Genomic DNA, 26,301 nt, shown 5'->3' on the forward strand with positions numbered 1-26,301 from the left:
TAAAAGCTTCTGTGTGCGTGTAAAAAGAAACAGCCTGATATTTTTTACAGGTTTTTCTATTATAATGTACAAAGTTATACAGATTATTTGTACTTTACAATATTTTACGTAAAATTAAAGAAAAAGTCTATGTAAAATAAATATTAAAATAAATTTGTTGACATATACTTTGTATCGTGTTAATATTTACGTAAAACAAGGGCGGGCGTATTCCGTCAAACAAGGAGGATGTAATATGAAAAAAACAGTCAGCATAATTTTATCGCTGTGTATTGTTTCTATGGCAATGTTTGCCGGAGGAGAAAATGAGAAAAAATCGAAATCTCTTAGATTTGCTTTTTTGCCGAACACGCAGAACAACACATTTCAGAGTACAATGAACGACACTTTTAAAAAACTTTGTGCCGAAAAAAATATTGAATATACTTGTCTGGATCCGGACTACGATCTGAATAAACAGCTGAATCAACTATCGGATGTTGCGACTCAAGGCTATGACATGGTATTCGTAATTCCGGTGGATTCAAACGGTATTACTGCAGGACTTATCGAGCTTAAAAATGCGGGTGTTCCTGTAATCAATGTCGATACATCCGTAGGAAAGGCGGATTTGGGCTTGGTTTTATCGGTTGTAGCAACGGATTGTTATATGGCCGGGCAGCTTGTCGGGCAACAGATGGTCAAGGACTTTCCTTCCGGCGGACAAATTGCAATTCTGGATTTTCCGTCAAACGAAAGCTGTGTAGATCGCGTAAACGGATTTTTAAACGGACTTGGATCCAATAAGAGTAAATTCAACATAACGGCGCAGCAGGACGGAAAAGCGGCTTTGGACGCATCTTTAAAACTCGCCGAAGATATCATTACGGCGAACCCCGACCTAAAGGCCTTTTTCTGCATAAACGATCCGTCGGCTTTAGGAGCTGCTGCAGCGGTAAAAGCTGCAAATAAAAGCGGTAAAATAAAAGTATACAGCATAGATGCTTCTCCCAGCGGAAAAAAAGCTCTGCTGGACGGAGAATTTGCAGCCGTAGCCGCACAAGTTCCCATAGAAATCGTAAAATACGCATTCCAGCAAGGACTTGATGTGCTAAGCGGCAAGCAGATCAAAAATTCCGTTTATCTTGCTTCCCACTTGGTTTCCATAGACGAAGCTAAAAAAACACTCAACGACTGGCAGTAATTTTCAATAATAACCAAAACGAAGGAAAGCATTCCTTTCCTTCGTTTTACATGTTTTCAAGGGTAATATTATGAATGGTCCGATTCTGGAAATGAAAAACATATCAAAATCATTTTCAGGCGTTTATGCGCTCAACGGAATAGATTTTTCACTGGAAAGAGGAGAAGTACACGCTCTGCTTGGCGAAAACGGTGCAGGAAAATCTACTCTAATAAAAGTGCTCGGAGGCATATATAGACCGGATTCGGGATCGATAAGTTTAAACGGAGCTCCTGTTGAAATTAAAAATGTACATACCGCCCGAGAATACGGCATAGGAATAATCCATCAGGAAATAATGCTGGTTCCTTCCATACCGGTTTACAGAAATATTTTTCTTGGACGGGAGATAACAAAAAAAACAGGAATTCTTGACGAAAAGGCAATGATCCTTGAAGCGAAGGACAAGTTAAACTCTCTCGGGGTGGATCTTGACGTCACACGGAGAGTTGAAGAATTGACAATAGCACAACAGCAGATGGTTGAAATAGTTAAGGCCATCTCATTTAATGCCAAAATACTTGTCATGGACGAACCTACATCCTCAATAGGAAAAGAAGATGTAAATACTCTTTTCCGGACGATCGAGCGTTTAAAAAAACAAGAAGTAAGCATCATCTATATTTCTCACAGAATGGAAGAATTATTTCAAATTTCCGACAGGATCACCGTTATAAGAGACGGACACTTTGTCGGTACAAAGTTTACTCAAAAAACCGATACGGATGAACTTGTATCCATGATGGTAGGACGCGCTTTAGAGAAATATGATTTTCGTACCGGAATTTCATTTAAAAACACTCAAACTGTTTTAGACGTACAAGGGCTTTCGAGTGAATCCTTTAAGGATATAACTTTCAAAGTTCATAAAGGAGAAATCCTCGGCTTTGCAGGCCTTATAGGGGCCGGACGGAGCGAACTTATGATGAGCATCTTTGCAAACACGCCTCATCGCACGCAGGGACAGGTATATTTAAACGGTGAAAGCGTTTATTTTAAAAAATCTTCTCAAGCTATTAAAAAAGGAATCGGATTTGTTCCTGAAGACAGAAAAAAACAAGGATTGGTTTTGAGCAATTCGGTAGGCTTTAATATGGTACTTGCGTCTCTTGATCGGATCATGCGCGGATTTGCCATAGACACTGCAAAGAAGAATAAACTGATTCACTACTATGCGGATAACTTTAAGATAAAGGCATCATCTTACGATACCGACGTTATAAATCTTTCCGGAGGCAACCAGCAAAAAGTTGTCATAGCCAAATGGTTATCTACCGATCCCAGCTTATTAATCTTGGATGAACCTACGCGGGGTGTAGACGTGGGCGCCAAATTTGAAATTTATTCAATAATTAATGAACTTTCAAAAGCCGGACTGGCAATAATACTGATCTCCAGCGATCTGCCGGAGGTGATTAATATGTGCGATTCCGTGTGTGTAATGAAAAGAGGCCGATTGGTAAAGCAACTTACAAAAAACGAATTATCGCAGGAATTAATCATGAAATATGCGGCAGGAGGATGATAATGAACAATAAAACAATCATAAAAGTAAAAAACCGCGGTATGTTTGCAACATTAAAAAATAACGCAGGCATATTGGTTGTTCTGCTTTTTTTATGTATCTTATTAACGTTTCTTACGGATAAATTTTTTACCGCAAATAATATTTTGTCCGTTCTAAGACAAATTTCCATCAATATGTATATCGCAATCGGAATGTCGTTGGTAATTATCCTTGGCGGCATTGATCTTTCAGTTGGGAAGATCGTTGCGATGACGGGAACCTTGACCGTAGGCTTTATAGTCACCCAGGGTATGCCTATATGGGCGGCTATTATTTTGGGGCTGCTCATAGGCACGGCTACGGGATTCTTATCGGGTTTGTTTATTGCCAAATTCAATGTTCCCGCTTTTATTGTAACCATGGCTATGATGAATATTACAAACGGCGTTGCTTATGTATACAGCGGCGGAAGATCAACCCGAATTCAGGAATCTTTTTTCGTTAACATAGGGACCGGCTATTTGTTCAATGTCATTCCGTTGCCGATTGTCTACATGCTAATCCTTATAATTATATTTTCGTTTTTGCTGAATAAAACCAAATTCGGCGCCTACATATATGCGATCGGCGGCAATAGAGAATCTGCCAGATTAAGCGGCGTACCTATCTTCAAAGTTGAAGTGCTGATATATACCATCAGCGGATTTTTATCCGCTTTTGCGGGAATAGTCCTTTCAAGCAGAATGTATTCGGGACAGCCTTCGGTAGGAAGCGGCTATGAACTTGACGCCATCGCCGCCTGCGTACTCGGTGGAATTTCCATGTCGGGCGGCAAAGGTCTTCTAAGCGGAACCGTAATAGGAGCGATGGTCATCGGTATCATTTCAAACGGTTTAAACTTACTGGGAGTAAGCTCTTTTTGGCAATTGATAGTAAAGGGTATAATCATCTTGATCGCAATCTTAATAGACACTCAAAAGGGCGGCAACGGCATATTGCGTTCTTTTATTAAAAAGAATAAATGAACGTTTAAATTGAACATCCGAAATAACGCCGTTCAGTTTAAACTTAAACCGTGCACAAAAAGCGCACTGATTCAACATCTTATAAAATCGATATTTTGTTAGTCTGTCGAATTTTTAAGGAGGATAAAAAATGACATCAAAATTATTCAGACATACAAAACACTGCCCGTCAACAGGCGATGCAATCCCTTTTTTTCATGACGGCACATATCATATCTTCTCACTTACCCCGCCCCAAGGCACTACAGTATATCCCGATCGACTTAGAACCTCATGGTGCCACACAATTTCAAAAGATCTGCTTCACTGGGAAGAATTACCCGTAGCCATACATCCGGGCACAAACGATGATGCGGATTCTTCAGGTGTTTGGACGGGTTCCGTCGTTTTCGGTAACGGAATGTTCCATGCGTTTTATACCGGATACAATATTAAAGCAAAATATCAGCAAACTATATGCCATGCATACAGCAAAGACAGCATCACATGGGAAAAAGATAAAAAGAACCCCATACTGTTACCTAATGAAGATCTTTTTGAAGCTTTGGACTGGAGAGATCCTTACGTATTTTACAATGACGAAGAAGATGCCTATTGGATGATCTTGTCCGCAAGGCTTAAAGGCAATGCGATTACCAGAAGAGGATGTGTTGTATTGTACACTTCCCCGGACTTGGATAAATGGACATATTCACGTGTTCTTTATTATCCGGGGAACACCAACTGTCCCGAATGCCCCGAAATGTATAAAATCGGCTCAAATTGGTATTTATCTTATTCAAGGTTTTCGGAATACGTAAATACCATTTACAGAGTTTCAAGTTCGCCTTTCGGCCCGTGGAGAACCCCGAAATCCGACGGAATAGGCGGCAGACGCTTCTATGCCGCGAAGTCCATGGCAAACGATGAAGGACGCCGTATTTATTTTGCTTGGGCGCACGACAGAGGCGACGATTGCGATCAGGGAGAATGGTATTGGGGCGGTAAATTTTGCGTCCCGCACGAAGTAGTACAAAACTCAAAAGGAGAATTGGATGTAAAAATGCCGCCTGAAATTCGCTCTCTATATCCTAAAAAGATCGATTGGCAGTATATGCAGATCCAAGGAAACGGGACTAACTTCGGCAACAGATCTATCGACATATCCTCTTTAGGAACGTGCTCCTACGGTTTTTTCACCGGCATCCCCGAATCCTATTTATTTTCCTGCCGATGCAGAGCTCATGAAATATATAACAATTTCGGCATTCTTTTAAAAAGCGATCGCGACGCATCGACTTGTCTGCAGTTGGAATTCGATTATTCCATGCAAAGGGTATCCCTTTTAAATCTTCCCATGCCCGTGGATCCGTTTTGGCAGCAATCCTGCCAGGCTATCCCAAAACCGAAAATGCCGGGTCCTGACGGCTTTAGGGTTTGCGAAAAATCTTTTGCCTTTGATGTAAATTCATGGATAAAGATCTGCCTGCTTGTTGAAAAGGATAATATAGACATATTCATTGACGAAAAAATCGCTTTTTCATATCGTCTGTATGAAAAACCCGAATATGAGCTGGGCTTTATAGCGGAAGACTGCAACGTCGAATTCTGTGATATAAGCTTTGCGGTTTAGACGGACTATGTTGCCGTTCGTCTTTTAAAAATCCGCAGTACCGGTTTGTTGCCGCCGCTTGGACATCAATAATCCGGCGGAAACAGGCGGTAACAACACGGCAACGATACGGTCGCTTTATAGCGACTGTTATGTTATAATGATTGAATAATATGAAATTTATCTGTTTCGGAGAAATACTCTTTGACATATTCAAAGATTCGGCGCGAATCGGAGGCGCCCCGTTAAATGTGGCTGCGCATTTTCAAAAACTCGGCGCAACGGGAACTATCGTCAGCGCGGTAGGAGACGACGAACTGGGGCGGTCGGCGTTGAACACCGTTAAAAAATTCGGAATAGGCTCCGAGCATATTCATATAAGCGAATTTCCTACCGGAAAAGCCGAAGTTTTTCTTGTCGACGGAATAGCCGACTACGCTTTTAACGAGCCGTGCGCTTGGGACGACATAAAAATTTCCGATGAGCTAAAAGGACCGTTTGACGTTCTATGTTACGGAACTCTTGCACAACGCAGCGAACAAAACCGAAAAGCCCTCTGCCGAATATGGGACTCTATCGACGTCCCCGTAAGATTTTTCGACGTGAATATCCGTAAAAATTTTTACAGCAAGGAAATAATCGATCAAGGGCTTCTACATGCCACCATCGTTAAAATGAATAACGATGAAATTCCCGTTATAGCGAACGCCGCAGACATCGGTAAAAAGAATTTCGATGAAACGATAGCGGAGCTTTTTCACCGATACCCGCTCGATATAATCTTAGTAACTCTCGGAAAAAAAGGTTCGGTTTGCTGTGCGAAGGACGGAAAAATTTTCCGGCAGAACTGTAAAGACATAACCGTCGTAGATACGGTCGGCGCCGGAGACAGTTTATCCGCAGGTTTTTTGTACATGATGCTTAAAGGTGCCCCTTTACAGCAGGCGTTGGCCTTCGGATCAACCCTTGCGGATTATGTCTGTGCGCATCAGGGCGCAATTCCCGAATACGACGAAGAGCTTTTAAATAAATTTCACTACGTCCAAGATAAAGAAGGTACTTTTTAAAGTCTGTAATTCGCGGTATAAGTTTGGGTTAGAACATAAAACCATATCACAAGCGGCAGCCTCTATCATCTCGGCATTCACAAGGACATGAAACGCGCCACGATTTCCTATGCGAACAATAACCGAAGGTTTAAATTGAACGTCTGAAATAGCGCCGTTCAATTTAATTTCGAGTTTTCTTTCGAAAACTCGCAGATAAAGGGTACGAGCCGTTTTGCACACAGGCACATCGAAAATATCCACACGTGAATAATTAATCTGTAGTAAACCACCGCCTTTGGGGGTGGACAGGAAAAGCTGTGCAGATCCGGCAATAGCAGGAAAGGGAAAAAGTCCATAGAATCCAAAGTGTGAACCGCTCAAAGTATGGAAAAGTCAATAAAAGTGCAGCCTCAAAATACTCCGAAGTTGTAGTTTAGGCAGCCGGTTTTACTAAGCCGGCTTCAAACCTTTGCCAACGCGTTGGCGTTTTGCACATAACTACCGCTTAACCTGCATTTGCGGCTTGTCCGCAATGTTAGGTTAAGCTGGTGTTATACGTCTTTTATTTATTTTCCTATGATGAATTATCTATAACACAGAAAAATTCTATCTTAGCCCCAAAATTTATCTTCTGCTGATTGTTGTTCGGCAAAAGTCCATACTTCTTGTATCTTACCGTTTTCTATTTTGAATAGATCAATACCCGGATCATTTAGCTTATCAGCACCTCTTTGCGCTACGGAAACAACACTTGCAGCAACAAAACAATCGTTACTTGCAGCCCAATTGGTAATAACTTTAAATGTATCGCCACTCCTTTTTGCAAATTCTCCTAAACGTTCTCCCAACGCCTGTTTCCCTACAACCGTACCTGAAAGCGAACTTTCGCCTCCCATGTGCCATACGATAGTATCGGAGATTGTTGCAAAAACTTCTGCGAAATCACCTCTTTCCAATGCATCTCGATAAGCATCAAATACCTTCATTGCTTCATTTTTCATAAAATTCCTCCGGTAAATATTTAGAAGTGTTCCTCTCTTCTATGGGTAGTATTATACTCTCTTGTCTTGATTTTACAAGTACGAACATTTATAATACATAGTATTAAATATAATACTTATAAGGAATTTTATATGATGTCGATTTATGATAAGTGCCCCTTCGCTACTACGCAAAGAGTATTGCAAGGGAAATGGGCGATTATAATTTTATATCATCTGAGTACGGGTACAAAAAGGTTTAATGAGCTTCAAAGATTAATGCCTTCAACAACTCGAACTGTTTTAACAAGGCAGCTCCGTCAGCTTGAAAAAGATAAACTAATCGACCGAAAAGTCTTTGCCGAAGTCCCGCCTCATGTTGAATACTCTTTGAGTAAATTGGGAACTCAATTTCAAAAAGTGTTAGATGAGATTGAGATTTTCGGTTTGAATTATATCGCCGACTTAAATAAAATACAAAAAGGAAAAAGCAGGTAGAATTTTTATCGATATATTCCTTTTTATTCGGATTTCAATTAATAAGAAACTTCTGTATCTTTAATTCTTTCTTCAAGCTTTGTTTCCCGGCAAATCGAATATTTCAGCTCTTTTGGGCTTTTTTCGTTAATTTTTATGATTAGAGAATCTGCCATACAGTAGCGATTCTTCTCATTTTTCCATTTTTTCGCATCAAATGAAATTTGTTTATACGCACATGAAACCGGTAAAGAACAAATCGGAAACAGAACAATCGCTTTTCTCATTTTTTCTCCAAGCTGCCTGAAGAACAGTTCCATATAACATTTGCTTAACCTGCATTTGCCGTGCCTGAGCTACCAAATTACTAAAGCTCAGGCTTGTCATGAAAATTGCTTCCAAAATTTAAAGCAATTTTCATGACAAAGGGAATGTCAGCTTGAAGCGTTTGTTAGGTTTCTGACACAAGACTATTAAGTGCATGATTAAGTATTACCCTCAAATCCTTTTCAACATTTAGCATTTCAATTCGTTGAAACATTTTTTCTAAATTATATTTATCCGCAATAGGTTTAAAAATGCTTCTTGCCGCAATAGTAGAAAGCAACTTAATATTACCGAAGTTCAATGTAATTATTTCATCTTTAGTATCATTAATAATCTTCATTATATCATTTGAAAGTTTTGATGTAACTTCTTCATTTGTAATATTAGTTCCGTATTTATCCATTTGATATTCCATATATCTACCTCCAAGTAATCGATAATTTATTGACCACAAGTAATTCTTTAATATCTCTGATACAAACAATTTTATCTAATCCAAGACGCAAATAAACAATTGTACCTTTCCAGAAACCAGACTTCCTAACTTTTTCTTTGTTTCGACCAGAAATATATTCATAGCCTTCTGAAATCACACGAAAATAACCATTATTTTTTTTAGCAATCATGTCTATTAAATATAGCCCCATTCCTAAGTGATTGCTATTTGCTTTTGATGTAACTCCTTGCATAAGAGATTGTCTTAAAATCATTTCTTTTGACATTTTTTTATATCTTTCATTTGATGATTGTAAATTTGTAATTATTCCACAACCATTATCAGCAAAACAAATTTCCATATAATGCTTATTCCCCATGGCTACCATAACAGTTCCGCTGTCATCTGTGGCATGAGACCAAAAATTTGATAACAATTCACTTATTGCAGTACATACTAACCGTGATTTATCGTTACACTGATAAAACAAGAAAATTCGATTAAATAGTTCTTCTTCAAAAATACTTTTTAGATGAATTTCTGAGCGAAGCAGACGTTGTGGAGTGATTAAAACATTATCCCGTTCAAAGTATTTTAACTTTTTATATGCTTTTAAAATTTCTCCTTCATTAGTTGGTGAAACAATATATGTTTTAATAATTGGATAAAATCCATACTGAATGAGTGTTTCTTCAAGTTCATGATCAGGATTAAAAGTTAATCGAGGTTTTATAAAACATTCATTTTCTGATGTGTAGCTTATAAATTTGTAAATAAGCAATTGTCCGAGTAAACAAATACTATTTATTTTTGATAGATTTAATTCGAAATCTTTTTCATGTTTATGTTTTAAAGAAAAAATAATCTCTGAACTCTTAAGGAACTCATCAACACTTTCAATGCCAAAGTTCTTTGGAAAAACTATAGTCATAACTGCTCATATTCCTTAATATAATCTGCAAATAGCTTGTTTTCTTTTGTTATATCTCTTGATCTAGGATTTGATATAACAATAACATAGTAATCAAGGATTTCATTTGAAATATCAAAAATGGCTTTTTCTAAGAGTATGCGATTATTACCTATTTGAGTTCGTAATTGACTAACCTTTTTTTGTATACTCTGATCTTGACCAGAAAACATCAGGTTCGATATGTAAAACAACCAACTATAAACATTTTCAATATATTTCAGTTTTCTTTCATATTTCATTTTCTTTATGTCATTTCGTAAAACACGATTATTAATATATACCTGAACCATTAGATTCACTATTACAGATATTAAAGTTACACAGATTAATACTGTAAAATATGTTACTAGTTTTTTACTATCATTTTCAGAAGTTTCCAAAATTTTTTGTAATAATTCTAAAGGTGACATCTTTTCTCCTTCTTATTGAGCCCGTAGGGGCAACCTAACATTCGCTTAACCTGCATTTGCGGCTTGTCCGCAATGTCAGGTTGAAGCGGGTATTAGGACTTTTTTCTTTCACGAAAGAACCGATTTCTACAAGATTCCCTTCGGGGTCGGCAATGTAGCAAGTTCGCTGTCCCCAAGGCTCTGTTGTAGGCGGCATTACAGATTCTCCACCCTTTGCGACTATTTCATTATATGCTTTATCCACTGCCGCAAAATTTTCTACACCTAAGGCAATTTCAAAATGCCCATTTATCTTTTCTGCATAATTGAGTTTTATAAAAGTCATCTTTTCAAAATCTGAGCGTCTGTAAAATAGAAACAGAGTGCCGCCCTTTTCAAGAAATACATTCGATGCATCTTCTGCCTCTTTGATTTCAAATCCCAATATATCCCTGTAAAAACGCACCATCGTCGGCATATCTTTTACAAAAACACCAAATCCATCTAATTTCATAGATTTTCTCCAAAACATCGCACGCCAGCGCCAGCGGCGTGTCGTCCTAACATTGTTTTAAACCGCAAATGGGCGTCGTCCCATTTATCGGTTTTGAAAACAGTGTTATGTGATTTTTACTTAAGCATATTTTTTATTGCTTTAGTAATTAACCCAGTTCGTTTTTTTATAAATTCTCTGAAATTCTTTATATCCAATGAACAATTTGGTATATAGTTTCTTTCCATATACATTTTTCTATCAGTTTCATCAGGATATGTTTCAACGATCCATTCAATAAACATCCTCTTTGATTTTTCTTGATTAGGAATTCCTTCTAATAACTGCAGATTTGCAATACAATTATAATTATCTAGATAGAATGATATATCTTCTTCTGGGATTCCTAACTCTTTCAATTTTTTTGCTGTAAAAAGAGTTTTTGGAAATATATGATCTTCGTGGAATTTTCCTCTAAAATTGAGTGATGGGTAAATTATCGCCAAAATGGAATATGTAAAAGCATTGCCATATTGATACATAAATAAATTATCTATTTCATCATCATTAAACATAAACGATTTTATAGAACCTTTTTGCTTATCAAAAATTTCTTGTCTTGGGAAAGCAGAATTTGATTTACGTATAATTTCTCTTATAGGACGTAGTACATTATCTGGTTGTCCACTGAAAACTTTCTTTAACAAAGCGGAAACTAACCAATGAAAAATTTCTTTTCTGTCTTTTTCATATTTCTTTGATATATCAAAATTATCTGGGCAGTTTTGCTGTAATAGATAATACGCGATTGGAATTATTGCATTATTTGAAGTTAAACTATCACGATTATAGCCAAAGCTAACTAATAAATTATATGAAAGCCTTATTGCTTTTGTAATAGTATCCCAATTTTTTTCAATTTTCAACATATTACCTTGATTAAAATTATCAACTTTAAAAGCGATATCCTTAAAATCAGACAATACAAGACAAGTCTTCAATACAAAATCTTTATTTACATTGAAACCATCACCAATTTTATTTATTTCGTCTACAAAATGAGTTATTTCTTCTCTTGCATCTTTTTCTTTCCATTGGGCAGACGCAATCGATAACAATAAATCTGAATAATTCAATTGTGTTCCACCACTATTTACTCGAATAAATATATTAAGAACTTTGTCTAAAGAATCACTTTCTTCCAAAAAGAAATTTATCGAAGGTTCATTTATAACTGAATACAATTTATATAACGCATTATTTGCAAAATGAGCCTTATCTTTTTCTTTTGTAAAGATATCATGTTCTATCAGATAATTATTTACATCACCAGGAGATTTAAAAGATAAAATATTTCCAACTTCAAACCAAAAACATTCGTCATCAATTGTTGTACGTTCTTTTTGTGTAAGAAATTTAAAATCATATTCAAGGTTTGAGTCTATGGGTTTTGACATGATATTTAAACATAAAGTTCTTTTAGGAAATCCTAAATCATTATTCCATCTCATTCTTGGCATTTTATAGGAATACGAACCTTTTAAGCCGATATATAAAGACGTTAATCTCTGTTGACCATCAAGAATAGCTGTAATGCTTTTTTCACCAGTTAAATTTGCTTTTTCATTATGGGTATTATCACGTTCATGGTAATTTCTTATAAACTCATAAAATTGATACTTAGGAATATTTTCTTCAGCAACTTCCCAAAATAAAAAAGAACTAATAGGATAACCACGCATGATAGAGTCAAATAAAGTTTCTATTTGCTCTGTCCCCCAGACAAATTCTCTTTGAATTGCAGGGAGTAAATATTTTTTTTCATGAATTTTATCAATTGCATTTTTTATTGAAATCGGTTGTGCAAATCCCATTATATTTTTTCTCCTCAAGTGCCATCTGGCATCCATATAACATCCGCTTAACCTGCATTTGCGGCTTGTCCGCAATGTCAGGTTGAAGCGGGTGTTAGCACTTTTAAATTCTTTCTATGTTTACCCTGTAGCCAAGAGAATTTACAACAGATAAAAAAGTTTGATAATTTATTTTATCTGCTGTTTTATTATTTCGTAATTTTTGAATGATTGTCGGTGATACTTCAGCTTTCCTCGCAAGTTCTCTAACAGATATATTTTCCTCTTCCATTTTTTCAAGTATAAATTCCGACAGTAGAAAGTTATTATATTCTTTATCAAACTTCTTTTTTTGTTTTATATCATTTTTTATGTACTTATCAAAGGTCGACTCTTCCATAATCACATCGCTCCTCATATAAATGTTCATATATTTTTTTATTTTCTAAAGCGATTGTCTTTTCTGCCAACGGCAGTTTATTCGTTCTTTTACAAAATCCATTTGTTACAATTATTTTCTTTCCTTTCTTAAAAAAACATAAATATCTATCAGGCTGAGGTTTAAATGCATAAATTTCATCTCCTTCATATCTGAATTTTATTTTATCAAATATTTTACCGAAATCACCTATTTTCTTTATCAACATAAGAAATTTTCGTTTTTGAGAAGGTGATACTTTTCTAAAGTATTCAAATGCTTGACTATATCCTGCTTTATCATAAAACCATTCAATTCTAAAAAAGACACCTTCATATATCAAGCAATTCTCTTTATTCATATCATATTGTACCATTTTTATGGTACAATACCAATACCTCGTATGCTAAAATTTATAAAAATTATTCTTTTTTTGCACCGCTAAAGCGGTGTCATGCTAACATTGTTTTGTGCTGCGTTTTGAGGTTCTGGCGACGCCAGAATTGACGCGGTTTTTACGTGAAGGAGCGAAGCGACCAGCAAAACCGTAACAAAGCAAAATGTCCGCACAAAAACTGAGTTATAACAAATATTATGTATTTGTAAAATACTCATTTAATATACTTAATTGACCATTTAATTTATTAGTTTTGCATAAATCTTTAATATTATTCAAGTTTTTCCAATCTATACTGTATTTTTTTATTATTGTTTTCATTTTATTTAATGAAACCAAGGCTTGGGCATCAAAATCAGATGTGGTCCAAAATTCAAATTTTATTTTTTTACCATTATTTTCAGGAATACTTAAAAGCCATTTATAAATTAAAGACATACGATTTTTCCATCTATCAATTTGTTCTTCTGTAATGTTATTAGCATATCCTTTAGCCTCTATAACTAATATTTCATTTTGTCCTTTCCTGCAAAAAACATCTATTTCTGCATTTTTGTTATAATAAACAATTTTTCTATTTAGTTCAATATAACAGTTATCTATTGAATACTTTATATTGGCAACAATCATTTCAAAAAGGAGACCTTTTATATTATTGACCTTTCCTTCAAATTTGGTTACTGCTTTTAATATGTTTGTAATTTTCTCTTCGTTTGAAGATAGTATTACTTGGGTTGAATTCTGAATTACATTACAGATTTCTTGCAATAATTTTGATGATGTTTCTCCAATAAGGTTTTCAACAGTTGTTACAAGAACATTAGCTTCTTTTAATAAATTAAATGCTTCTGCTGAAAAATTAAAACCGATAATAATAGGTAAAAAGGTTCTTACATTTTTTTTTGCATTTATTGTTTTTACTTTTTCAATAAAATATCTTATTTGTGTTTCATTAATATTATATTGAGGAAGAATATCTATTACAATAAATCCTGGCTTCAATTTGTTCGATGAAAATTTTGTAAGTGATTGCAAATAAGAAGGCGCAGTTAAATCCCAAATTGCCCCTGAAAAATCATTAAAACGTTTTATTCTGTTAAAACTAACAAAGCTATTTTTTTTGAGCCAATCCTCAACAATTGCTAAGGTACATTCTTCTTCTATATCGTTTACTCGTACGTCATAGTCATTGTGTTGTGAAATAGCTTTGAGAATTCTTATACGCTTTGTACCTTGGGAATCTACATATTGCTCTATAAAGCCAACCGAAATTAATTCTTTTTTAATAGTTTCAATAGTTTTTCGTTTTGTTGCAAAAGAACTAATAGAGAGAGTTAAAAATTTATTATATTCAATATCGCCAGAAAGACAATCAATAGTAGCAAGAACACTTCCAGTTATGGAATTTTTTTTGATTAATGCTTGATATAAATTATGATAAAAATCTGGAGTTTTATATTGTTCTGATAAATATAGAAAAGCCTCATTCTTTGGAAATGTAAAAAAAGTTAATCTCTGAATATTGCCTTTAGCTCTCGAAATTTGTTTTCTAGCTGCTGTATCCGAAATATTTTCTAGCTTCATAATAATTTCTTTTATTTCGGAAGAAAGCATTGGTCCGTTATTTTTCAATATTTCTGCAATTGCTGCCATTTTAATAGAATGTCACACTCCGCTATTTATAATAATTTTATATTATTGCCTCTTTTAAAAAACAGATCTTCTAATTTATTGTATTATATAGAATTACATATTCTTCAAAAGAGATTTTGTCACAAATACTTTCCACTTATTCAATGCTCTCTTGCTTTGTTTCACCGCCGCATAGGCGGTGTCGCTATAACATCCTTTCGACCTTTCCTTATAATATCACAAAAACCTATGCTTTTCCATCTAAATTGCTGCGGATCAGAAAATCAGATCTTTCTACCATAACTGTTCACAAGAATAAATCAACAATCGGCAGATTAGGCCTATCCTCACTAAACGGAGCAAAGAAAAATTACATCCTGTCTATAGGGCTTTGAATGCCCAGCCCGCCGCGGTTTAGAACGTGGGTGTAAACCATAGTGGTTTTAACATCGCTGTGGCCGAGAAGCTCTTGGATGGTGCGGATATCGTAGCCGGCTTCCAGCAGGTGCATTGCAAATGAGTGGCGGAAAGTGTGGCAGCCGATTCGTGCGGAGGTTTTCATACCTCCGACGCTTCTTGAACCGTAATAAATGGTATGAAAACCGCCTGCAACCACCTTGTAAGAACAACATCCTGATGCTTTGCGTCGGGAGTGTTGATTGTTTTAGGGATGCCGGACTTTAAAACCGCTTCATGCAGGGTACGCTGAATAACCGAAGGATCGATATGGTGGCGTCCCTGCTCGCCGGTTTCTTTGTTACGCCATCGGCAAGCTTGAGGAAACACCCACTGCCGGAACTGAGTTTTGCCGGCATTGGGATATTTTTTTGCAAAAGCAACCGGATAAAAAGACCGTAATCGTTCTCAGGCAAGAGAGAGAATATCTTTGCAGTTCGCTGTCATTGCCTTTCCAAAAACATCCGGCCGGAATCCAAGCTCTGTTCGGTACTTTTTTTATTCGTGCGGAGGGTTATCTCACATGCCGCGTCGTAACAAAGGGTATTAATGCCGACTGCAACCACCTTATGAGAACAACATACCCCGACGCTCTGCGTCGGGGTTGTTGATTGATTGCAGAATTTTAGCAAAATCTTCGCCCCCCTGCTTTAAAACGTACCGACAGTGTGACTTTGCCAATGCGTTGAGTTCACTCATATATCGATATTTATTTTCAAATTCTTTTCTTGTCATAGAGTCTTTTGCTTATGTGCGGTGGGTAACTGTATGCATTAACAGTTATAATATCATTTATATCCGTAGTAATTAAATGCCGATACCCACATAGTAATTTTATCCAACTGAGCGGAATCGGTAACTTCTTCTCGTAAAACCGTATCATCCGTAGAAATAAACTCAATTTCCAATTTTTTCAAATTACATAATTGTTCGATTGCTATCTTACTCCACAAATCGGTTAAGAAAATATCTCCCTCGATGAGATAAGGAATACCGTCTTCTACATTTACTTCTTTGCCGTCTTCTTTGGTAGCGGTTATTTTATACTTTCCGGTACTTTCCGAATCGGAAGAATAAGTTTTTACAATAAAATTATAAGAGCCGGTATTCGGATCATCGATAAAGAAAATACCTGAACCAGTCAAATCCAGCGGAGCAAGTGCTCTTTCAGAGTATAATTCATCGGCTTGGACCGTTTGCTCAGATAAATCATTGTAATAGAAAATAATTTTGTCGATTGTGTACATATTATCTTGAAGAAAAGAATCATGCAATTTAACCGTGCAGTTACTTCCTGACATAAAATCGAAAGTATCAAATGATACCGATAAATCTTTATCTTCGGAGTGTCCTGTTCCCCTAAAAAAAATTTTTGCTTTCATAATTCGCTTTGAGGTTATATTTACAAAATTCGGTGAAACACCGGCATTTTTTCTTATGTACCCGTAATTCGGATACATTATAACCGGGGCTGTAATACCGGAATATTCCTGATAAGCAAAATTCATGGCTTTTCCCATAAATTTAGGATTCTCTTTTAAATAATAACTTTTTGTTGACAATGAGTATTCACGCCGGTTTGTTGTTTTTGTTTCCGAATATGGAGTTTTATTTACTTCCTCAGCTGAAGTATTACCTTTTTTTTCGCCTCCGAATAACAAAATTATTAAAATCAATAGTAAAATTATTTTTTTCATTTTTCCTCCCGGCGCGTCCCGGTGCGGGCGTCCGTATAACTTGTATTTAAGCCGCAAACCGACTTGCTCGTGTTGTCGACTTTGAAAATCGTATTACCTGCTGCTCTCAAATCTAATTACTTGCTCTCATGTATCGAGATAAGCCGTTACTCCAAAAGGAATAATACGCAGCATAAAATGATTTATGGTCGTATCCGAATAGCCTAAAAATATTTTTTTATTATCTTTGACAGCGTTTTTAAGCTCATCGTTTTCAAAAAGGTACGGTAAAAGGCGGTATGTATCATCTCCGCCTATCGCACATAAAATCATATCTACGGATTTATCATTCAAAGCATTTAACAAGTCGTCAGCCCTTGATTCAGGGTGCTCGGACAAATACGTCATTCCTTTTAAGGCATTTTCAGTAGTAACGACTTCAAGACCGTAATCATGGAGCCTTTTCATCCCAATCTTTACTTCATGCTGAACAAACGGTTCTCCGAGAATTCCGCTTGAAAGACTTATTATTGTGACCTTTTTTATCAATTTTATCCTCGGCGTCCCAGTGCGGGCATCCGTATAACTGCGCAGTTAAATCGCCTTTTTGTGCAGACAAAAATGACTGCTTTGAAAGCTGTGTCAGGTGTTATTTATTTCATCATTGCAGCATAGTTTATATGATGTTTTCTTGCATAAGTAATAAAATCTTTTTCTTCCTGCGTTACACGGATTTGAAACTTTAGCGGAGAGCCGAATTTCTGTTTTCTTCCGGCATTTTCTCTTGCACCGCCATGTCCAAATTCTTTTTCATAAGCTGCAAGCCCGGATGTTTTCATATATTCCTTTTCAGAAATAATTTTTTCATCAGAAGTGACTTCTGCTTTCCGTTTCTTAAAAACATACCCTTCCGAATCTTTTACATATACATATTCCATAATCAGATCTCCCTCAAACGCTTCTCCGCAAGTTTTATAGTTTCTTTTGGAGTTTTCTGTGTTTTCTTTACAAACACAACTCCAATTACAATAATTCTTCCTTCTTTATATTTAAATAAAGACCTCAGCTCATTCGATTTAATTTCATAAATTTTCTTCTGCAGAGGTTTTACTTTTACAAACTCAATTCCTTGTTGTTCAATCTTTTGATATTCAGTTTTAAGTAAATCTTTTTGCGATTGTTCCAGAAATTCTATCTCAGCTTTTGCTTGGGGAAGCCTTTCTACAGTGAACTTCATAGCGCTAATATAAAACGAACACTTGAATTTGTCAACATATTCAAGGCGTATTCTAAAGTTTTATTATCAAATTCATTAATTCAGTAAGCTTGACTTGCTGAGTTAATTCTCCATTCTCCATGTTCTAATCTTTCTGCAATTTGAAACGTTTCTCTTTATCCCTTTAATTCATGTACCCTAGCATGAGCGTCCGTATAACTACCGTTTAACCTGAATTGCCGTCAAGGCAATGTCAACGCTAAAGCGAGTGTTAGCTTTCTGTTTCTATTTTAATTGTGTATTTCTGTTCAATACAACTTATCACTTCATCAATAACTAACTGAAGAACCTTAAGCATATTATTTACGTCATCTTTTGTTAAGGATGAATCGATTTCAAAATGATGAATAATTCCATGTCTAAGCCGGATTATTTCATCCATGGTTTTTTGAAGATATTTTATTTTGTTACCGATTTTCTTTTTTTTGAATAATGCCTTGTTAATATCAATATCAAACCATTCTTTAAACGCCTTATTAATTTGTCCAATATTTTGAAAGCTGTAATTATCACTTATCAGTGCTTCTATTGTATTTTCGCCTTTTGATATTTCAATTACTTTTTCAAATTGTATTTTCTGATTATATGTATTTCGTTTCCCTATTGCGTTATCATCATATTTGAGTAGTATTTGAAATGTTTGAGAAAAGAAATATTCAAATGCAGATATTATAAATGGAACAAAAGCATTATAAACAACACGTATAGGATCCATGGATTTCATAATAATTGTCATTGGATCGCTTATATCATTTGTTTCTGGATACTTTAAGCAAGATTCAGGCATAGCAAATAACAATGAGTCAATTTTCCTATTTACATGATTTGCAACAAATGTTAGGCCTCTGCTCATTGGTGTACTTTCATCTTCCCATAACGGAGCATATTTATTGGTTCCATAATCTCCTTTTATTATTCCACCATATTTCTTTCTAATATCTCTTAAAACAGAATTAAGTTTTTTTACATCAAATACACTGGCACTATACAGATTCCTTACATGTACTGCCCATTCATTTTGAGTGTATTTTTTTTCTTCATCACAAATTGGGTATATATCTGCACTTACTCCATCTATTGACAAAAAATCTTTTGATTCAAACCATGAGTAATTTAATGTCCCCTTCGGCCAATCCCATAAGTGCTTACAACGATTAAAACCATGTGATTCGATTATTTCCTTTAATTGCTCTTTTGTCGCTTTAATCGGGTATATAGTTAAGTCTCTTCCCATTCTATCCTCTGCCCAAAGGGTCAATTTAACATTGTTTTAAACCGCAACACAGCTTGCCTGCGTTGTCGGCTTTGAAAACTGCGTTATGTGCTTATTAACTTTTCTTTATAAAAACTCCATCACTCATATTTTCTTTAATTTGTTCAAAAATAAAGTAGAAAATATTTGAGTTACCGTTATCTGAAAAAAGCATTATAGAAATACATAAAACTATTATGTAGATCAATAAAATCCCTAAACCAATAACAAAAAATTTCTGTCCATATTCCATTAATTTGTTTTTCTTAGAATTACAGATTTGATTCCAAGTAATTGAATCATATAATGATCCAAAATATCCAATTTTTTGAGTTTTTATATCATTTTCAATACCGTAACTCATTAGGGCTTGACGAGGCCTTTGGTAAGGTCTTGGAATTAAAACCCTTACAGACCAAATAATTGAAAGACAAAAGAAAAAAAACATTAATGTCATAAGTACAAAAGATATAACTTTCAAAAAAATATACGTATTTTTAAAAATCTCAAAAACTCCGCCTGCACCGAATAATCCAATTAAACCTATCACTAATGAAGTTTGCTCTATTTTACCATGGGCTTTTTGATCAATAACTTCTTGCCTTCTATCTTCTTTTTCGTATATTTTCTCCAAATATGAAATTTTTAAATCTAATAACGATTCAGAGTAATTAGTCATTTTAGAGCAAATATATTCAATTTGCTCTAGTTCATAATCAGAATAAATATCATCTTCTTTTTTATCACAATTTTTTAAGAGATTCTTAAATTCTTTTTTTGTATATTTTTTTAATGACTTCTTACCATTATGTTCATATTTATTGTAAACTGTTTCTAAATCATATTTCTTGTATGATTTCAAAATTTCAAAGCATTCTGGAACTGTTCTCTTTTCTTTCACTTTTTCCCCTTTTACGCGCGCCAGTGCAGGCGTCGACCTAACATTCCTGTCACCCCATCCTCATTATATCATAAAAATTACTAATTCTCAGCCTAAAATGTTGAAATACAGAAAGTAATATCTTCCTACCTTATCATCAGCCGAAATAAATCAACCGCTTCATACAGAGTACGCTGAATAACCGAAGGATCGATATGGTTCCACCCCTGCTCGTCGGCTTCTCTGTTACGCCATCGGCGAGCTTGTGGAAACACCCACTGCCAGACCTGAGTTTTACCGGCATTGGGATATTTTTTGCAAGAGCAAACGAAAGCGGCACCGAATCGAAACAGGGAGCGAGGGGGCGGCTGAAGACAGGGGGAGCCGCAAGCGGATAAGGCTGCTCCCCCTCCTCTATTCGGTTTTATGCGGTAAAAGATTTATGCATCATTTTTATCCGCTTGTTTTATTTTTTTATTAAACATAATAAAAAGGAAAATGCCTACAAGGGGGAAGGCGGAATACGATGCGTATAAAAATCTGTAGCCGCACCGGTGAACGACGATGCCGTCCAAAGCGCTCCTAAAATTTTTGCCGGCCTATCGCACAGATGGAATACAAAAGCTGGCTCAGCACGTACTGCTCTTTGCGCCACGCATGCTGAGCGGCAAACATAACCGCAGCAGGGTGAAAGAGGCCGAAGGTAACGCTGTTAAAAAGCTGGACCGCGGCGGCTCCGGCGACCGACGGGCTGTCGAAAAAGTAACCGACTTTTGAGACAGCCCCCTTTTATTTTCCTTTGCGCGATTTCCCCGCACCTTTTTTTACGGCGGTTTTTTTCGCTTTCGCTGCGCCCTTTTTCGAAGCGGACGATTTCACCCCGATTTTTTTCGAAACGGATTTTTCGCGTCGGCTCGTATCCTTTTTTGCCGCCGACGATTTTCCGCCGTCAGCGTTTCTCGAGGATTTTTTCCGCATCGATTTTTTTTCAGCCGCTTTAAGCGTATCGCTTTTTACCGCGCGTTCCGCCTGAGCGCTCTTTTTCGCCGCGCTTTTTTTCACGACCGGCATCTCGAAAAGCGCTCCCGTTTTTCCGTTTTCCGCAAAGGCGTGCAGCATCACTTCTTCGGCGCGAGTCACGGGTATAAACGTAATACCCGCCTTTACGTGATCGGGAATATCGGAGAGATCGCGGACGTTCGCTTTCGGAATCAAAATCGTTTTTATGCCGTTCCGCCTGGCCGCAACCGTCTTTTCTCGGAGTCCGCCGATCGGCAAAACCTGCCCCGTAAGCGAAAGCTCGCCCGTCATCGCAAGATGCCCTTTAATAATTTTTCCGGTGAGCAGCGACATAAACGCCGTCGCCATCGTAATGCCGGCGGACGGGCCATCTTTTTTGACCGCGCCTTCGGGAATGTGCAAGTGAATTATATTCTTTTCAAACCACTCTTCGCTCTTTATCTTTTTTGAAAGCACTTGTTCTTTTACCCAGTTGATCGCGATCTGCGCGCTCTCTTTCATCACGTCTCCCATCTGACCGGTAAGCTGCAGTCCGCCCTTCGCGCTCGGATACGCGATGCTTTCGATGAGCAGCGTATCGCCGCCCATGCTCGTCCACGCCAAACCGATCGCCGTTCCCGCGATGTCCGCCTTTTTGATTTCGCTTTCATCGAAGACGGGTTTACCGAGATACTTGTCGAGAGCTTTCGCATCGATCGTATATTTTTTCGTTCTGTCGACGAAATCGGCGGCTGAAACTTTTTCGCTTTCGCGCTTTACCGAAACGAGTTTGTCGATCTCCGCCTGTGTGAGGTTTTTATTTTTCTTTACGAGCAGATCGATATCGCCCTGCGAAAGCTTCCATCGGGAGTCCACGAGCGAGTCGATTTCCAACTGCGTCAAATCACGGTTCGCTTTGACGAGTTTGTCGATTTCCGACTGCGTGAGTACGTGTTCGCCCTGTGCTTTTTTTGCAGCAAGTTCGGCTTCCTTTGCTTTTTTCGCTTTCGCCGCCGCTTCTTCCGCTTTTTTCTCCGCTTCGTTCATAAGTTCTGTAACGATTTTGCGGTGGATTTTATCGACGCTCTTTTCGTAATTGCGCACTCCGGCTTCGCGCGCGTACTCTTCGGCGATCATCAAAAGCGCTTCTTTCGTATACTGCACTTGATTTTTTTCAAGTCCGTTTTTATTAAGATTTTTCGGAATGAGATAGCGCTTTGCGATTTCGATTTTTTCCTGATCGATATAGCCCGGCAGCTGAATGACTTCGGCACGGTCGAGCAGCGGTTCCGGGATCGAATCGAGCGTGTTCGCGGTGAGGATAAAAAATATGTCGGAAATATCGAACGGCAAATCGAGGTAGTTGTCGCGAAAACCGACATTCTGTTCGGGATCGAGCACTTCGAGCAGCGCGCTCGCGGGATCTCCCTGATAACTCTGTCCCATCTTATCGATTTCGTCGATCATAAAGACGGGAGCGCGCGTTTTCGTCGTGCGCAAACCTTGTATGATTTTTCCGGGCAGCGCACCGATATAAGTTCTGCGGTGTCCTTTGATCTCAGCTTCGTCGCGAAGACCGCCGACGGAAAATCGATAAAAAGGTTTATGCATCGCATCCGCGACCGAATGCCCGATGCTCGTTTTGCCGACGCCGGGAGGACCTACGAGCAGCAGTATGCTGCCCTTTGCATCCTGCTTGAGCTTTCGAACCGATAAAAATTCCATGATGCGTTTTTTTACGTCGTCAAGGCCGAAGTGATCGCGCTCGAGAATCTTTTTCGCTTCGTCGAGGCTGTAATTTTCCGCAGGCTTGTCGTTCCACGGAAGCTGCGTGACGAGTTCGAGAAAATTCCGCGTACCGATGTATTCGGCGGAGTTCGGATCCATGAGATTGAATTTTTCGAGTTCGTTGTCGACCGTCTCTTTTATCTCGCCTTCAAAATGAAATTCCTCCGCTTTCTTTTTAAACTTTTGATAATCGGTCGCGTTGCCTTCGGCGTCCGTGCCGAGCTCTTCCTGAATCGACTTCAGTTCTTCGCGGAGAAAATATTCGCGCTGATTTTTTTCGACGCGTTCGTTGAGTTCGTTTTGAATTTTTTTCTGGACGCGTAAAAGCTCCTGCTCTTTTTTAATATAGATGAGCACTTGCTCCATACGCTGGCGCACGTTTACCGTTTCGAGCACTTTTTGCTGATCGGCTTTATCGATGTTGAGGATCGACGCGATAAAGTCGGCGATCTTTCCGGGGTGATCGATGTTCACCATATTCAGGCGCATCTCTTCTGAAAAGAGCGGATTGTTTTCGGATACTTCTTTCATTTCGCTCAACAGCGCGCGCGTGAGCGCTTTTACTTCAAACGTATCGTCTTCTTCGTCGTCGAGGTAATCGACCGCGGCCGCCATCGGCGTCGTCGCGTGCAGCGCTTTTCGGATACGGAAACGCTTGAGCGTCGAAATAAACACGTTGAGTCCGCCGTCGGGCAAATTGATCTTTTTAATAATGCGCGCGATCGTACCGACCGCATGCAGATCGGATACCGACGGATTTTCCGTTTCATTTTTCAGCATGACGATGCCGATATAGCCGTCGCCCGCACACACTTCTTCGATCACTTTCGTATCGTCGGAAGAACTGATCATAAGAGGCGTAAAGATGCCCGGAAAAATCGGACGTCCCTGCAACGGAATGAGCAAAAGCTTTACCGGAAGTGCCTGATCCGCAGGAAGGATCTCCTTAGTCGCCGACGGCTTTTTTACGATTTTTTTGTCCGCCGCTTTATCCGCTTTCTCGCCGTCAAAAGCATCGTCCAGTTTCGCCTGTGAAATCGATACCGTGGAATCATTATTGTCAATATCTTTCTTTGCCATAGAATAAATATACTCCCTAAATATGAAATAGTCTACGCCGGAAATTTTATTCTCATCCGTTCCGGAAATTTATCGATTTTTTTTCTTCGAAGCATCGGACGGCAAAAATCGTGCCGGCGCCAAATGCCTGTGTCCGATTTGAAAAAGCAGCTGCACCGTTTTGATGATATTGTCGCGCGACGGGCCGTCGAGCTTTGCAAACGCACCGACGATTTTTGCCGAATTCTGCCACCAATTTTTTTCGAGCTCCGAATTCGTCTTTGCGTCGGTCGCCTCAAGCACTTTAAAAAGCGTAGTGACAAAGCGGGAGCGCTCGGCGTCGGAAAGCTCACGGAACCACGCGTTGAACGTATCGTGAAACCATTCGCTTGCCGCGTCGAAGCCCGGAAGCGAGACGAAACCGTCTTTCGTCAAATGCCATGAAAACGGATCGTGCTGTCTGATGCCGGCCTGCTCGCTTTCGACGACGGCGTACGAGGCCGCATGTGAAAAGAGCATACCGACGATGGAAAGCTGCGGATAAAACGAACGGATTTTCGGCGCAAGTTCCCGGAATTCGAGAGAAGCGACGATCTCTTCGCGAAAGCCCGGTCCGTCGTTGTTGTACACGCAGGAGATGCGTTTTTTGAATTTACGGTCGATGTTTGCGGCGGCATAAATTGAAAGGTTTCCGCCTTTCGAATGGCCGCCCACGCGGAATCGTCCGCGTATCGATTTCATCGCTTCGGTCAAATAGCTAAGCGCGTCGGTTTGAGCCGGTACGGTTTTGAGGACGCCCATGTTGAAATCCTCTTTCCAGCCGATTATCGTATCGTCGGTACCGCGGAACGCGACAAAGGCGTACTTGTCGCCGGTCAAAAAAGTCGTCGCGGAAAATTGCTCTTCCTTTTGCAAATCGAAACGCTCCGCATAACCGCACGCTTTTATAGTTCCGAAACGATTTGAAGAAGCGGCTGCGAACAAAAGATCTACCGTCTGCGAATTGATCATCGCGCCGACTTTGCGTCGTCTTGAAAAATCCTTTGCACTTCGAAAAAGTGCAGCGGCATCGTTCAGCGTTACGCAATCTTTAAAGCGTTCGCTTACGATGCCTGAAAAATCGAGATACGAAATTTGACACAGGATGAGAGCGTCGATATCGTTGAACGGAACGGCGGAAAACGACAAGTCGCCGCGCCACTCGATATAGTCGATAATATTCGCCATAGAACCTCGCTCATTCATATTATAGCAGAAAATTATATCCTGTGATATAATATATATGTATATTTGTAATAGGTTCCCGGCGGGGAAAATCAACGTTGTATAGAGGAGCATACGGATATGGAACAATACAATTCGATCGGCACGCGTGCGGTAGAAAACGAAAAACGGAAATTCCTTACGCGTACGTACGGCTGGATGGCGCTCGCGCTCGTAATCAGCGCAGTGAGCGCCTACATTACGGCAGGGAATGCGGCGCTGTTGAGGCTGCTGTTCGGCGGAAGCGGTATCGGTTTTTGGGTCGTCGCGATCGGTGAAATCGCGCTCGTGTGGTGGCTTTCCGCGTCCATCCGCAAAATCTCGCCCGCTGCGGCGTCCGTCGCGTTTATCGTCTATTCGGCGCTGAACGGACTGACGCTTTCATCGATCTTTCTCGTCTACACCGGTACGGCGATAACCTACACGTTCCTTGCGGCAGCGGGAATGTTCGGCGGTATGTGCCTCTACGGCGCGGTCACGAAACAGAATCTCAATTCGTTCGGCCGCTATCTCATCATGGCGCTGTGGGGTCTCATCATCGCTTCACTCATCAATTTCTTTTTGCGCTCGTCGGGATTTTCGTGGCTCATTTCGCTCATCACCGTCGTCGTCTTCGTCGGACTCACCGCATACGATTCGCAAAAGATTTTAAGGGCGGCGCAGTATTCGGACGGATCGGATACGTTCAAAAAAGCGTCGATCATCGGCGCGCTCGAACTCTATCTCGATTTTATCAATATCTTCCTCGCCCTCCTGCGCCTCTTCGGACGCAGACGATAAAGCGCAAAAACAAAACGGCTCCTCTCGGAGCCGCGGATAAGCGCATATCCGCACGGATTGCGCCGGAAACAACGTAAAAATAAAACGCCCGCCGGTAAAAATG

27 protein-coding genes and 3 pseudogenes are annotated in these 26,301 nt (G+C 38.7%); 8 read left to right on the forward strand and 22 right to left on the reverse strand.

The window, feature by feature from the left end; genetic code table 11:
• Positions 1-235: 235 nt before the first annotated feature.
• The 5 genes from IZU26_RS01060 (at position 236) to IZU26_RS01080 (ending at position 6,412) form a co-directional block, all read left to right on the forward strand.
• Entirely contained in the window at positions 236-1,183 is a 948-nt protein-coding gene (locus tag IZU26_RS01060) for a sugar ABC transporter substrate-binding protein (RefSeq protein WP_021495814.1), read from the forward strand.
• 70 nt (positions 1,184-1,253) lie between these two features.
• A complete protein-coding gene (locus IZU26_RS01065; protein WP_021495815.1) occupies positions 1,254-2,747 on the forward strand; it encodes a sugar ABC transporter ATP-binding protein in 1,494 nt (497 codons plus the stop codon).
• Between the two features lie 2 nt (positions 2,748-2,749).
• The gene (locus IZU26_RS01070) at positions 2,750-3,754 is read left to right on the forward strand and encodes an ABC transporter permease (RefSeq protein ID WP_021495821.1); all 1,005 of its coding nucleotides are present in this window, start codon (positions 2,750-2,752) and stop codon (positions 3,752-3,754) included.
• Between the two features lie 130 nt (positions 3,755-3,884).
• Complete coding sequence (locus tag IZU26_RS01075) at positions 3,885-5,366, forward strand: family 43 glycosylhydrolase (protein ID WP_315601812.1); 1,482 nt, start codon at positions 3,885-3,887, stop codon at positions 5,364-5,366.
• Between the two features lie 152 nt (positions 5,367-5,518).
• Positions 5,519-6,412: a PfkB family carbohydrate kinase gene (locus tag IZU26_RS01080; RefSeq protein ID WP_433276086.1), complete on the forward strand. Its 894-nt coding sequence runs from the start codon at positions 5,519-5,521 to the stop codon at positions 6,410-6,412.
• Here IZU26_RS01080 and IZU26_RS01085 read toward each other — a convergent pair.
• Positions 6,368-6,775: a hypothetical protein gene (locus IZU26_RS01085; protein ID WP_433276088.1), complete on the reverse strand. Its 408-nt coding sequence runs from the start codon at positions 6,773-6,775 to the stop codon at positions 6,368-6,370. The two genes, IZU26_RS01080 and IZU26_RS01085, sit on opposite strands and share 45 nt — an antisense overlap.
• Positions 6,776-7,005: 230 nt before the next feature.
• On the reverse strand, positions 7,006-7,395 hold the full coding sequence (locus IZU26_RS01090; protein ID WP_433276090.1) for a nuclear transport factor 2 family protein: 390 nt from the start codon (positions 7,393-7,395) through the stop codon (positions 7,006-7,008).
• 132 nt (positions 7,396-7,527) lie between these two features.
• Here IZU26_RS01090 and IZU26_RS01095 point away from each other — a divergent pair, with 132 nt between their 5' ends.
• Entirely contained in the window at positions 7,528-7,872 is a 345-nt protein-coding gene (locus IZU26_RS01095; RefSeq protein ID WP_433276092.1) for a winged helix-turn-helix transcriptional regulator, read from the forward strand.
• 38 nt (positions 7,873-7,910) lie between these two features.
• Here the strand turns inward: IZU26_RS01095 and IZU26_RS01100 are convergent, their stop codons facing one another.
• The 18 genes and pseudogenes from IZU26_RS01100 to IZU26_RS01185 form a co-directional block, all read right to left on the reverse strand.
• Positions 7,911-8,138 carry a hypothetical protein gene (locus IZU26_RS01100; protein WP_433276094.1) on the reverse strand — a complete coding sequence of 76 codons (228 nt, stop codon included), beginning with the start codon at positions 8,136-8,138 and terminating at the stop codon, positions 7,911-7,913.
• A 164-nt stretch (positions 8,139-8,302) separates the two neighbouring features.
• The gene (locus IZU26_RS01105) at positions 8,303-8,593 is read right to left on the reverse strand and encodes a hypothetical protein (RefSeq protein ID WP_210119675.1); all 291 of its coding nucleotides are present in this window, start codon (positions 8,591-8,593) and stop codon (positions 8,303-8,305) included.
• Between the two features lie 4 nt (positions 8,594-8,597).
• Positions 8,598-9,545, reverse strand: coding sequence for an ATP-binding protein (locus IZU26_RS01110; RefSeq protein ID WP_433276096.1), 948 nt, complete (start codon positions 9,543-9,545; stop codon positions 8,598-8,600).
• The gene (locus IZU26_RS01115) at positions 9,542-9,997 is read right to left on the reverse strand and encodes a hypothetical protein (RefSeq protein ID WP_433276098.1); all 456 of its coding nucleotides are present in this window, start codon (positions 9,995-9,997) and stop codon (positions 9,542-9,544) included. The genes IZU26_RS01110 and IZU26_RS01115 overlap by 4 nt, the downstream gene beginning before the upstream one ends.
• A gap of 34 nt (positions 9,998-10,031) precedes the next feature.
• Positions 10,032-10,490: a VOC family protein gene (locus tag IZU26_RS01120; RefSeq protein ID WP_433276100.1), complete on the reverse strand. Its 459-nt coding sequence runs from the start codon at positions 10,488-10,490 to the stop codon at positions 10,032-10,034.
• A 116-nt stretch (positions 10,491-10,606) separates the two neighbouring features.
• Positions 10,607-12,379 (reverse strand): DUF262 domain-containing protein, encoded by a 1,773-nt coding sequence (locus IZU26_RS01125; RefSeq protein ID WP_433276102.1) that lies wholly within the window; start codon positions 12,377-12,379, stop codon positions 10,607-10,609.
• A 67-nt stretch (positions 12,380-12,446) separates the two neighbouring features.
• Positions 12,447-12,722, reverse strand: a complete 276-nt coding sequence (locus IZU26_RS01130) for a helix-turn-helix domain-containing protein (RefSeq protein WP_002689021.1) — start codon at positions 12,720-12,722, stop codon at positions 12,447-12,449.
• A complete protein-coding gene (locus tag IZU26_RS01135) occupies positions 12,703-13,116 on the reverse strand; it encodes a type II toxin-antitoxin system RelE/ParE family toxin (protein WP_433276106.1) in 414 nt (137 codons plus the stop codon). Before IZU26_RS01135 ends, IZU26_RS01130 begins: the two co-directional genes overlap by 20 nt.
• A 216-nt stretch (positions 13,117-13,332) precedes the next feature.
• On the reverse strand, positions 13,333-14,790 hold the full coding sequence (locus tag IZU26_RS01140; protein WP_433276108.1) for a hypothetical protein: 1,458 nt from the start codon (positions 14,788-14,790) through the stop codon (positions 13,333-13,335).
• A 349-nt stretch (positions 14,791-15,139) separates the two neighbouring features.
• Positions 15,140-15,316: pseudogene (locus IZU26_RS01145) on the reverse strand (tyrosine-type recombinase/integrase); the annotation flags it as partial.
• Positions 15,317-15,429: 113 nt separating this feature from the next.
• A pseudogene (locus tag IZU26_RS01150) lies at positions 15,430-15,612 on the reverse strand (integron integrase); the annotation flags it as partial.
• 401 nt (positions 15,613-16,013) lie between these two features.
• The gene (locus IZU26_RS01155; RefSeq protein WP_433276110.1) at positions 16,014-16,922 is read right to left on the reverse strand and encodes a hypothetical protein; all 909 of its coding nucleotides are present in this window, start codon (positions 16,920-16,922) and stop codon (positions 16,014-16,016) included.
• Positions 16,923-17,048: 126 nt separating this feature from the next.
• Positions 17,049-17,450, reverse strand: coding sequence for an LD-carboxypeptidase (locus tag IZU26_RS01160; protein ID WP_433276112.1), 402 nt, complete (start codon positions 17,448-17,450; stop codon positions 17,049-17,051).
• Between the two features lie 104 nt (positions 17,451-17,554).
• Positions 17,555-17,839: a hypothetical protein gene (locus IZU26_RS01165; RefSeq protein ID WP_433276114.1), complete on the reverse strand. Its 285-nt coding sequence runs from the start codon at positions 17,837-17,839 to the stop codon at positions 17,555-17,557.
• Positions 17,840-17,841: 2 nt separating this feature from the next.
• Positions 17,842-18,138 (reverse strand): type II toxin-antitoxin system RelE/ParE family toxin, encoded by a 297-nt coding sequence (locus IZU26_RS01170; RefSeq protein ID WP_433276116.1) that lies wholly within the window; start codon positions 18,136-18,138, stop codon positions 17,842-17,844.
• Positions 18,139-18,388: 250 nt separating this feature from the next.
• The gene (locus IZU26_RS01175) at positions 18,389-19,411 is read right to left on the reverse strand and encodes a HEPN domain-containing protein (protein WP_433276118.1); all 1,023 of its coding nucleotides are present in this window, start codon (positions 19,409-19,411) and stop codon (positions 18,389-18,391) included.
• Positions 19,412-19,505: 94 nt separating this feature from the next.
• Positions 19,506-20,330: a hypothetical protein gene (locus IZU26_RS01180; RefSeq protein WP_433276120.1), complete on the reverse strand. Its 825-nt coding sequence runs from the start codon at positions 20,328-20,330 to the stop codon at positions 19,506-19,508.
• A gap of 152 nt (positions 20,331-20,482) precedes the next feature.
• Positions 20,483-20,658 (reverse strand): annotated as a pseudogene (locus IZU26_RS01185) (integron integrase); the annotation flags it as partial.
• Positions 20,659-20,873: 215 nt separating this feature from the next.
• Here IZU26_RS01185 and IZU26_RS01190 point away from each other — a divergent pair.
• Complete coding sequence (locus IZU26_RS01190; RefSeq protein ID WP_433276122.1) at positions 20,874-21,086, forward strand: hypothetical protein; 213 nt, start codon at positions 20,874-20,876, stop codon at positions 21,084-21,086.
• 12 nt (positions 21,087-21,098) lie between these two features.
• Here the strand turns inward: IZU26_RS01190 and lon are convergent, their stop codons facing one another.
• Both lon and IZU26_RS01200 read right to left on the reverse strand, forming a co-directional pair.
• Positions 21,099-24,176, reverse strand: coding sequence for an endopeptidase La (lon, locus tag IZU26_RS01195; RefSeq protein WP_433276124.1), 3,078 nt, complete (start codon positions 24,174-24,176; stop codon positions 21,099-21,101).
• A gap of 69 nt (positions 24,177-24,245) precedes the next feature.
• Positions 24,246-25,382 (reverse strand): Mbeg1-like protein, encoded by a 1,137-nt coding sequence (locus tag IZU26_RS01200; RefSeq protein WP_433276126.1) that lies wholly within the window; start codon positions 25,380-25,382, stop codon positions 24,246-24,248.
• A 117-nt stretch (positions 25,383-25,499) separates the two neighbouring features.
• Between IZU26_RS01200 and IZU26_RS01205 the strand changes: the two genes are divergently transcribed.
• Positions 25,500-26,198 (forward strand): Bax inhibitor-1/YccA family protein, encoded by a 699-nt coding sequence (locus IZU26_RS01205; protein WP_021330892.1) that lies wholly within the window; start codon positions 25,500-25,502, stop codon positions 26,196-26,198.
• The last annotated feature ends 103 nt before the right edge of the window (positions 26,199-26,301 follow it).

Origin of the sequence: Treponema sp. SP13 (assembly GCF_050938355.1) — a bacterium.
Taxonomy (GTDB): Bacteria; Spirochaetota; Spirochaetia; order Treponematales; family Treponemataceae; genus Treponema_D; species Treponema_D socranskii.

Bases quoted from the DNA above. Each gene is read 5' to 3' on its own strand.
- IZU26_RS01060 (WP_021495814.1), top strand. From the start codon at position 236: ATGAAAAAAACAGTCAGCATAATTTTATCGCTGTGTATTGTTTCTATG.
- IZU26_RS01065 (WP_021495815.1), top strand. From the start codon at position 1,254: ATGAATGGTCCGATTCTGGAAATGAAAAACATATCAAAATCATTTTCA.
- IZU26_RS01070 (WP_021495821.1), top strand. From the start codon at position 2,750: ATGAACAATAAAACAATCATAAAAGTAAAAAACCGCGGTATGTTTGCA.
- IZU26_RS01075 (WP_315601812.1), top strand. From the start codon at position 3,885: ATGACATCAAAATTATTCAGACATACAAAACACTGCCCGTCAACAGGC.
- IZU26_RS01080 (WP_433276086.1), top strand. From the start codon at position 5,519: ATGAAATTTATCTGTTTCGGAGAAATACTCTTTGACATATTCAAAGAT.
- IZU26_RS01090 (WP_433276090.1), bottom strand. From the start codon at position 7,395: ATGAAAAATGAAGCAATGAAGGTATTTGATGCTTATCGAGATGCATTG.
- IZU26_RS01095 (WP_433276092.1), top strand. From the start codon at position 7,528: ATGATGTCGATTTATGATAAGTGCCCCTTCGCTACTACGCAAAGAGTA.
- IZU26_RS01100 (WP_433276094.1), bottom strand. From the start codon at position 8,138: ATGAGAAAAGCGATTGTTCTGTTTCCGATTTGTTCTTTACCGGTTTCA.
- IZU26_RS01105 (WP_210119675.1), bottom strand. From the start codon at position 8,593: ATGGAATATCAAATGGATAAATACGGAACTAATATTACAAATGAAGAA.
- IZU26_RS01110 (WP_433276096.1), bottom strand. From the start codon at position 9,545: ATGACTATAGTTTTTCCAAAGAACTTTGGCATTGAAAGTGTTGATGAG.
- IZU26_RS01115 (WP_433276098.1), bottom strand. From the start codon at position 9,997: ATGTCACCTTTAGAATTATTACAAAAAATTTTGGAAACTTCTGAAAAT.
- IZU26_RS01120 (WP_433276100.1), bottom strand. From the start codon at position 10,490: ATGAAATTAGATGGATTTGGTGTTTTTGTAAAAGATATGCCGACGATG.
- IZU26_RS01125 (WP_433276102.1), bottom strand. From the start codon at position 12,379: ATGGATGCCAGATGGCACTTGAGGAGAAAAAATATAATGGGATTTGCA.
- IZU26_RS01130 (WP_002689021.1), bottom strand. From the start codon at position 12,722: ATGGAAGAGTCGACCTTTGATAAGTACATAAAAAATGATATAAAACAA.
- IZU26_RS01135 (WP_433276106.1), bottom strand. From the start codon at position 13,116: ATGGTACAATATGATATGAATAAAGAGAATTGCTTGATATATGAAGGT.
- IZU26_RS01140 (WP_433276108.1), bottom strand. From the start codon at position 14,790: ATGGCAGCAATTGCAGAAATATTGAAAAATAACGGACCAATGCTTTCT.
- IZU26_RS01155 (WP_433276110.1), bottom strand. From the start codon at position 16,922: ATGAAAAAAATAATTTTACTATTGATTTTAATAATTTTGTTATTCGGA.
- IZU26_RS01165 (WP_433276114.1), bottom strand. From the start codon at position 17,839: ATGGAATATGTATATGTAAAAGATTCGGAAGGGTATGTTTTTAAGAAA.
- IZU26_RS01170 (WP_433276116.1), bottom strand. From the start codon at position 18,138: ATGAAGTTCACTGTAGAAAGGCTTCCCCAAGCAAAAGCTGAGATAGAA.
- IZU26_RS01175 (WP_433276118.1), bottom strand. From the start codon at position 19,411: ATGGGAAGAGACTTAACTATATACCCGATTAAAGCGACAAAAGAGCAA.
- IZU26_RS01190 (WP_433276122.1), top strand. From the start codon at position 20,874: ATGCCGTCCAAAGCGCTCCTAAAATTTTTGCCGGCCTATCGCACAGAT.
- lon (WP_433276124.1), bottom strand. From the start codon at position 24,176: ATGGCAAAGAAAGATATTGACAATAATGATTCCACGGTATCGATTTCA.
- IZU26_RS01200 (WP_433276126.1), bottom strand. From the start codon at position 25,382: ATGGCGAATATTATCGACTATATCGAGTGGCGCGGCGACTTGTCGTTT.
- IZU26_RS01205 (WP_021330892.1), top strand. From the start codon at position 25,500: ATGGAACAATACAATTCGATCGGCACGCGTGCGGTAGAAAACGAAAAA.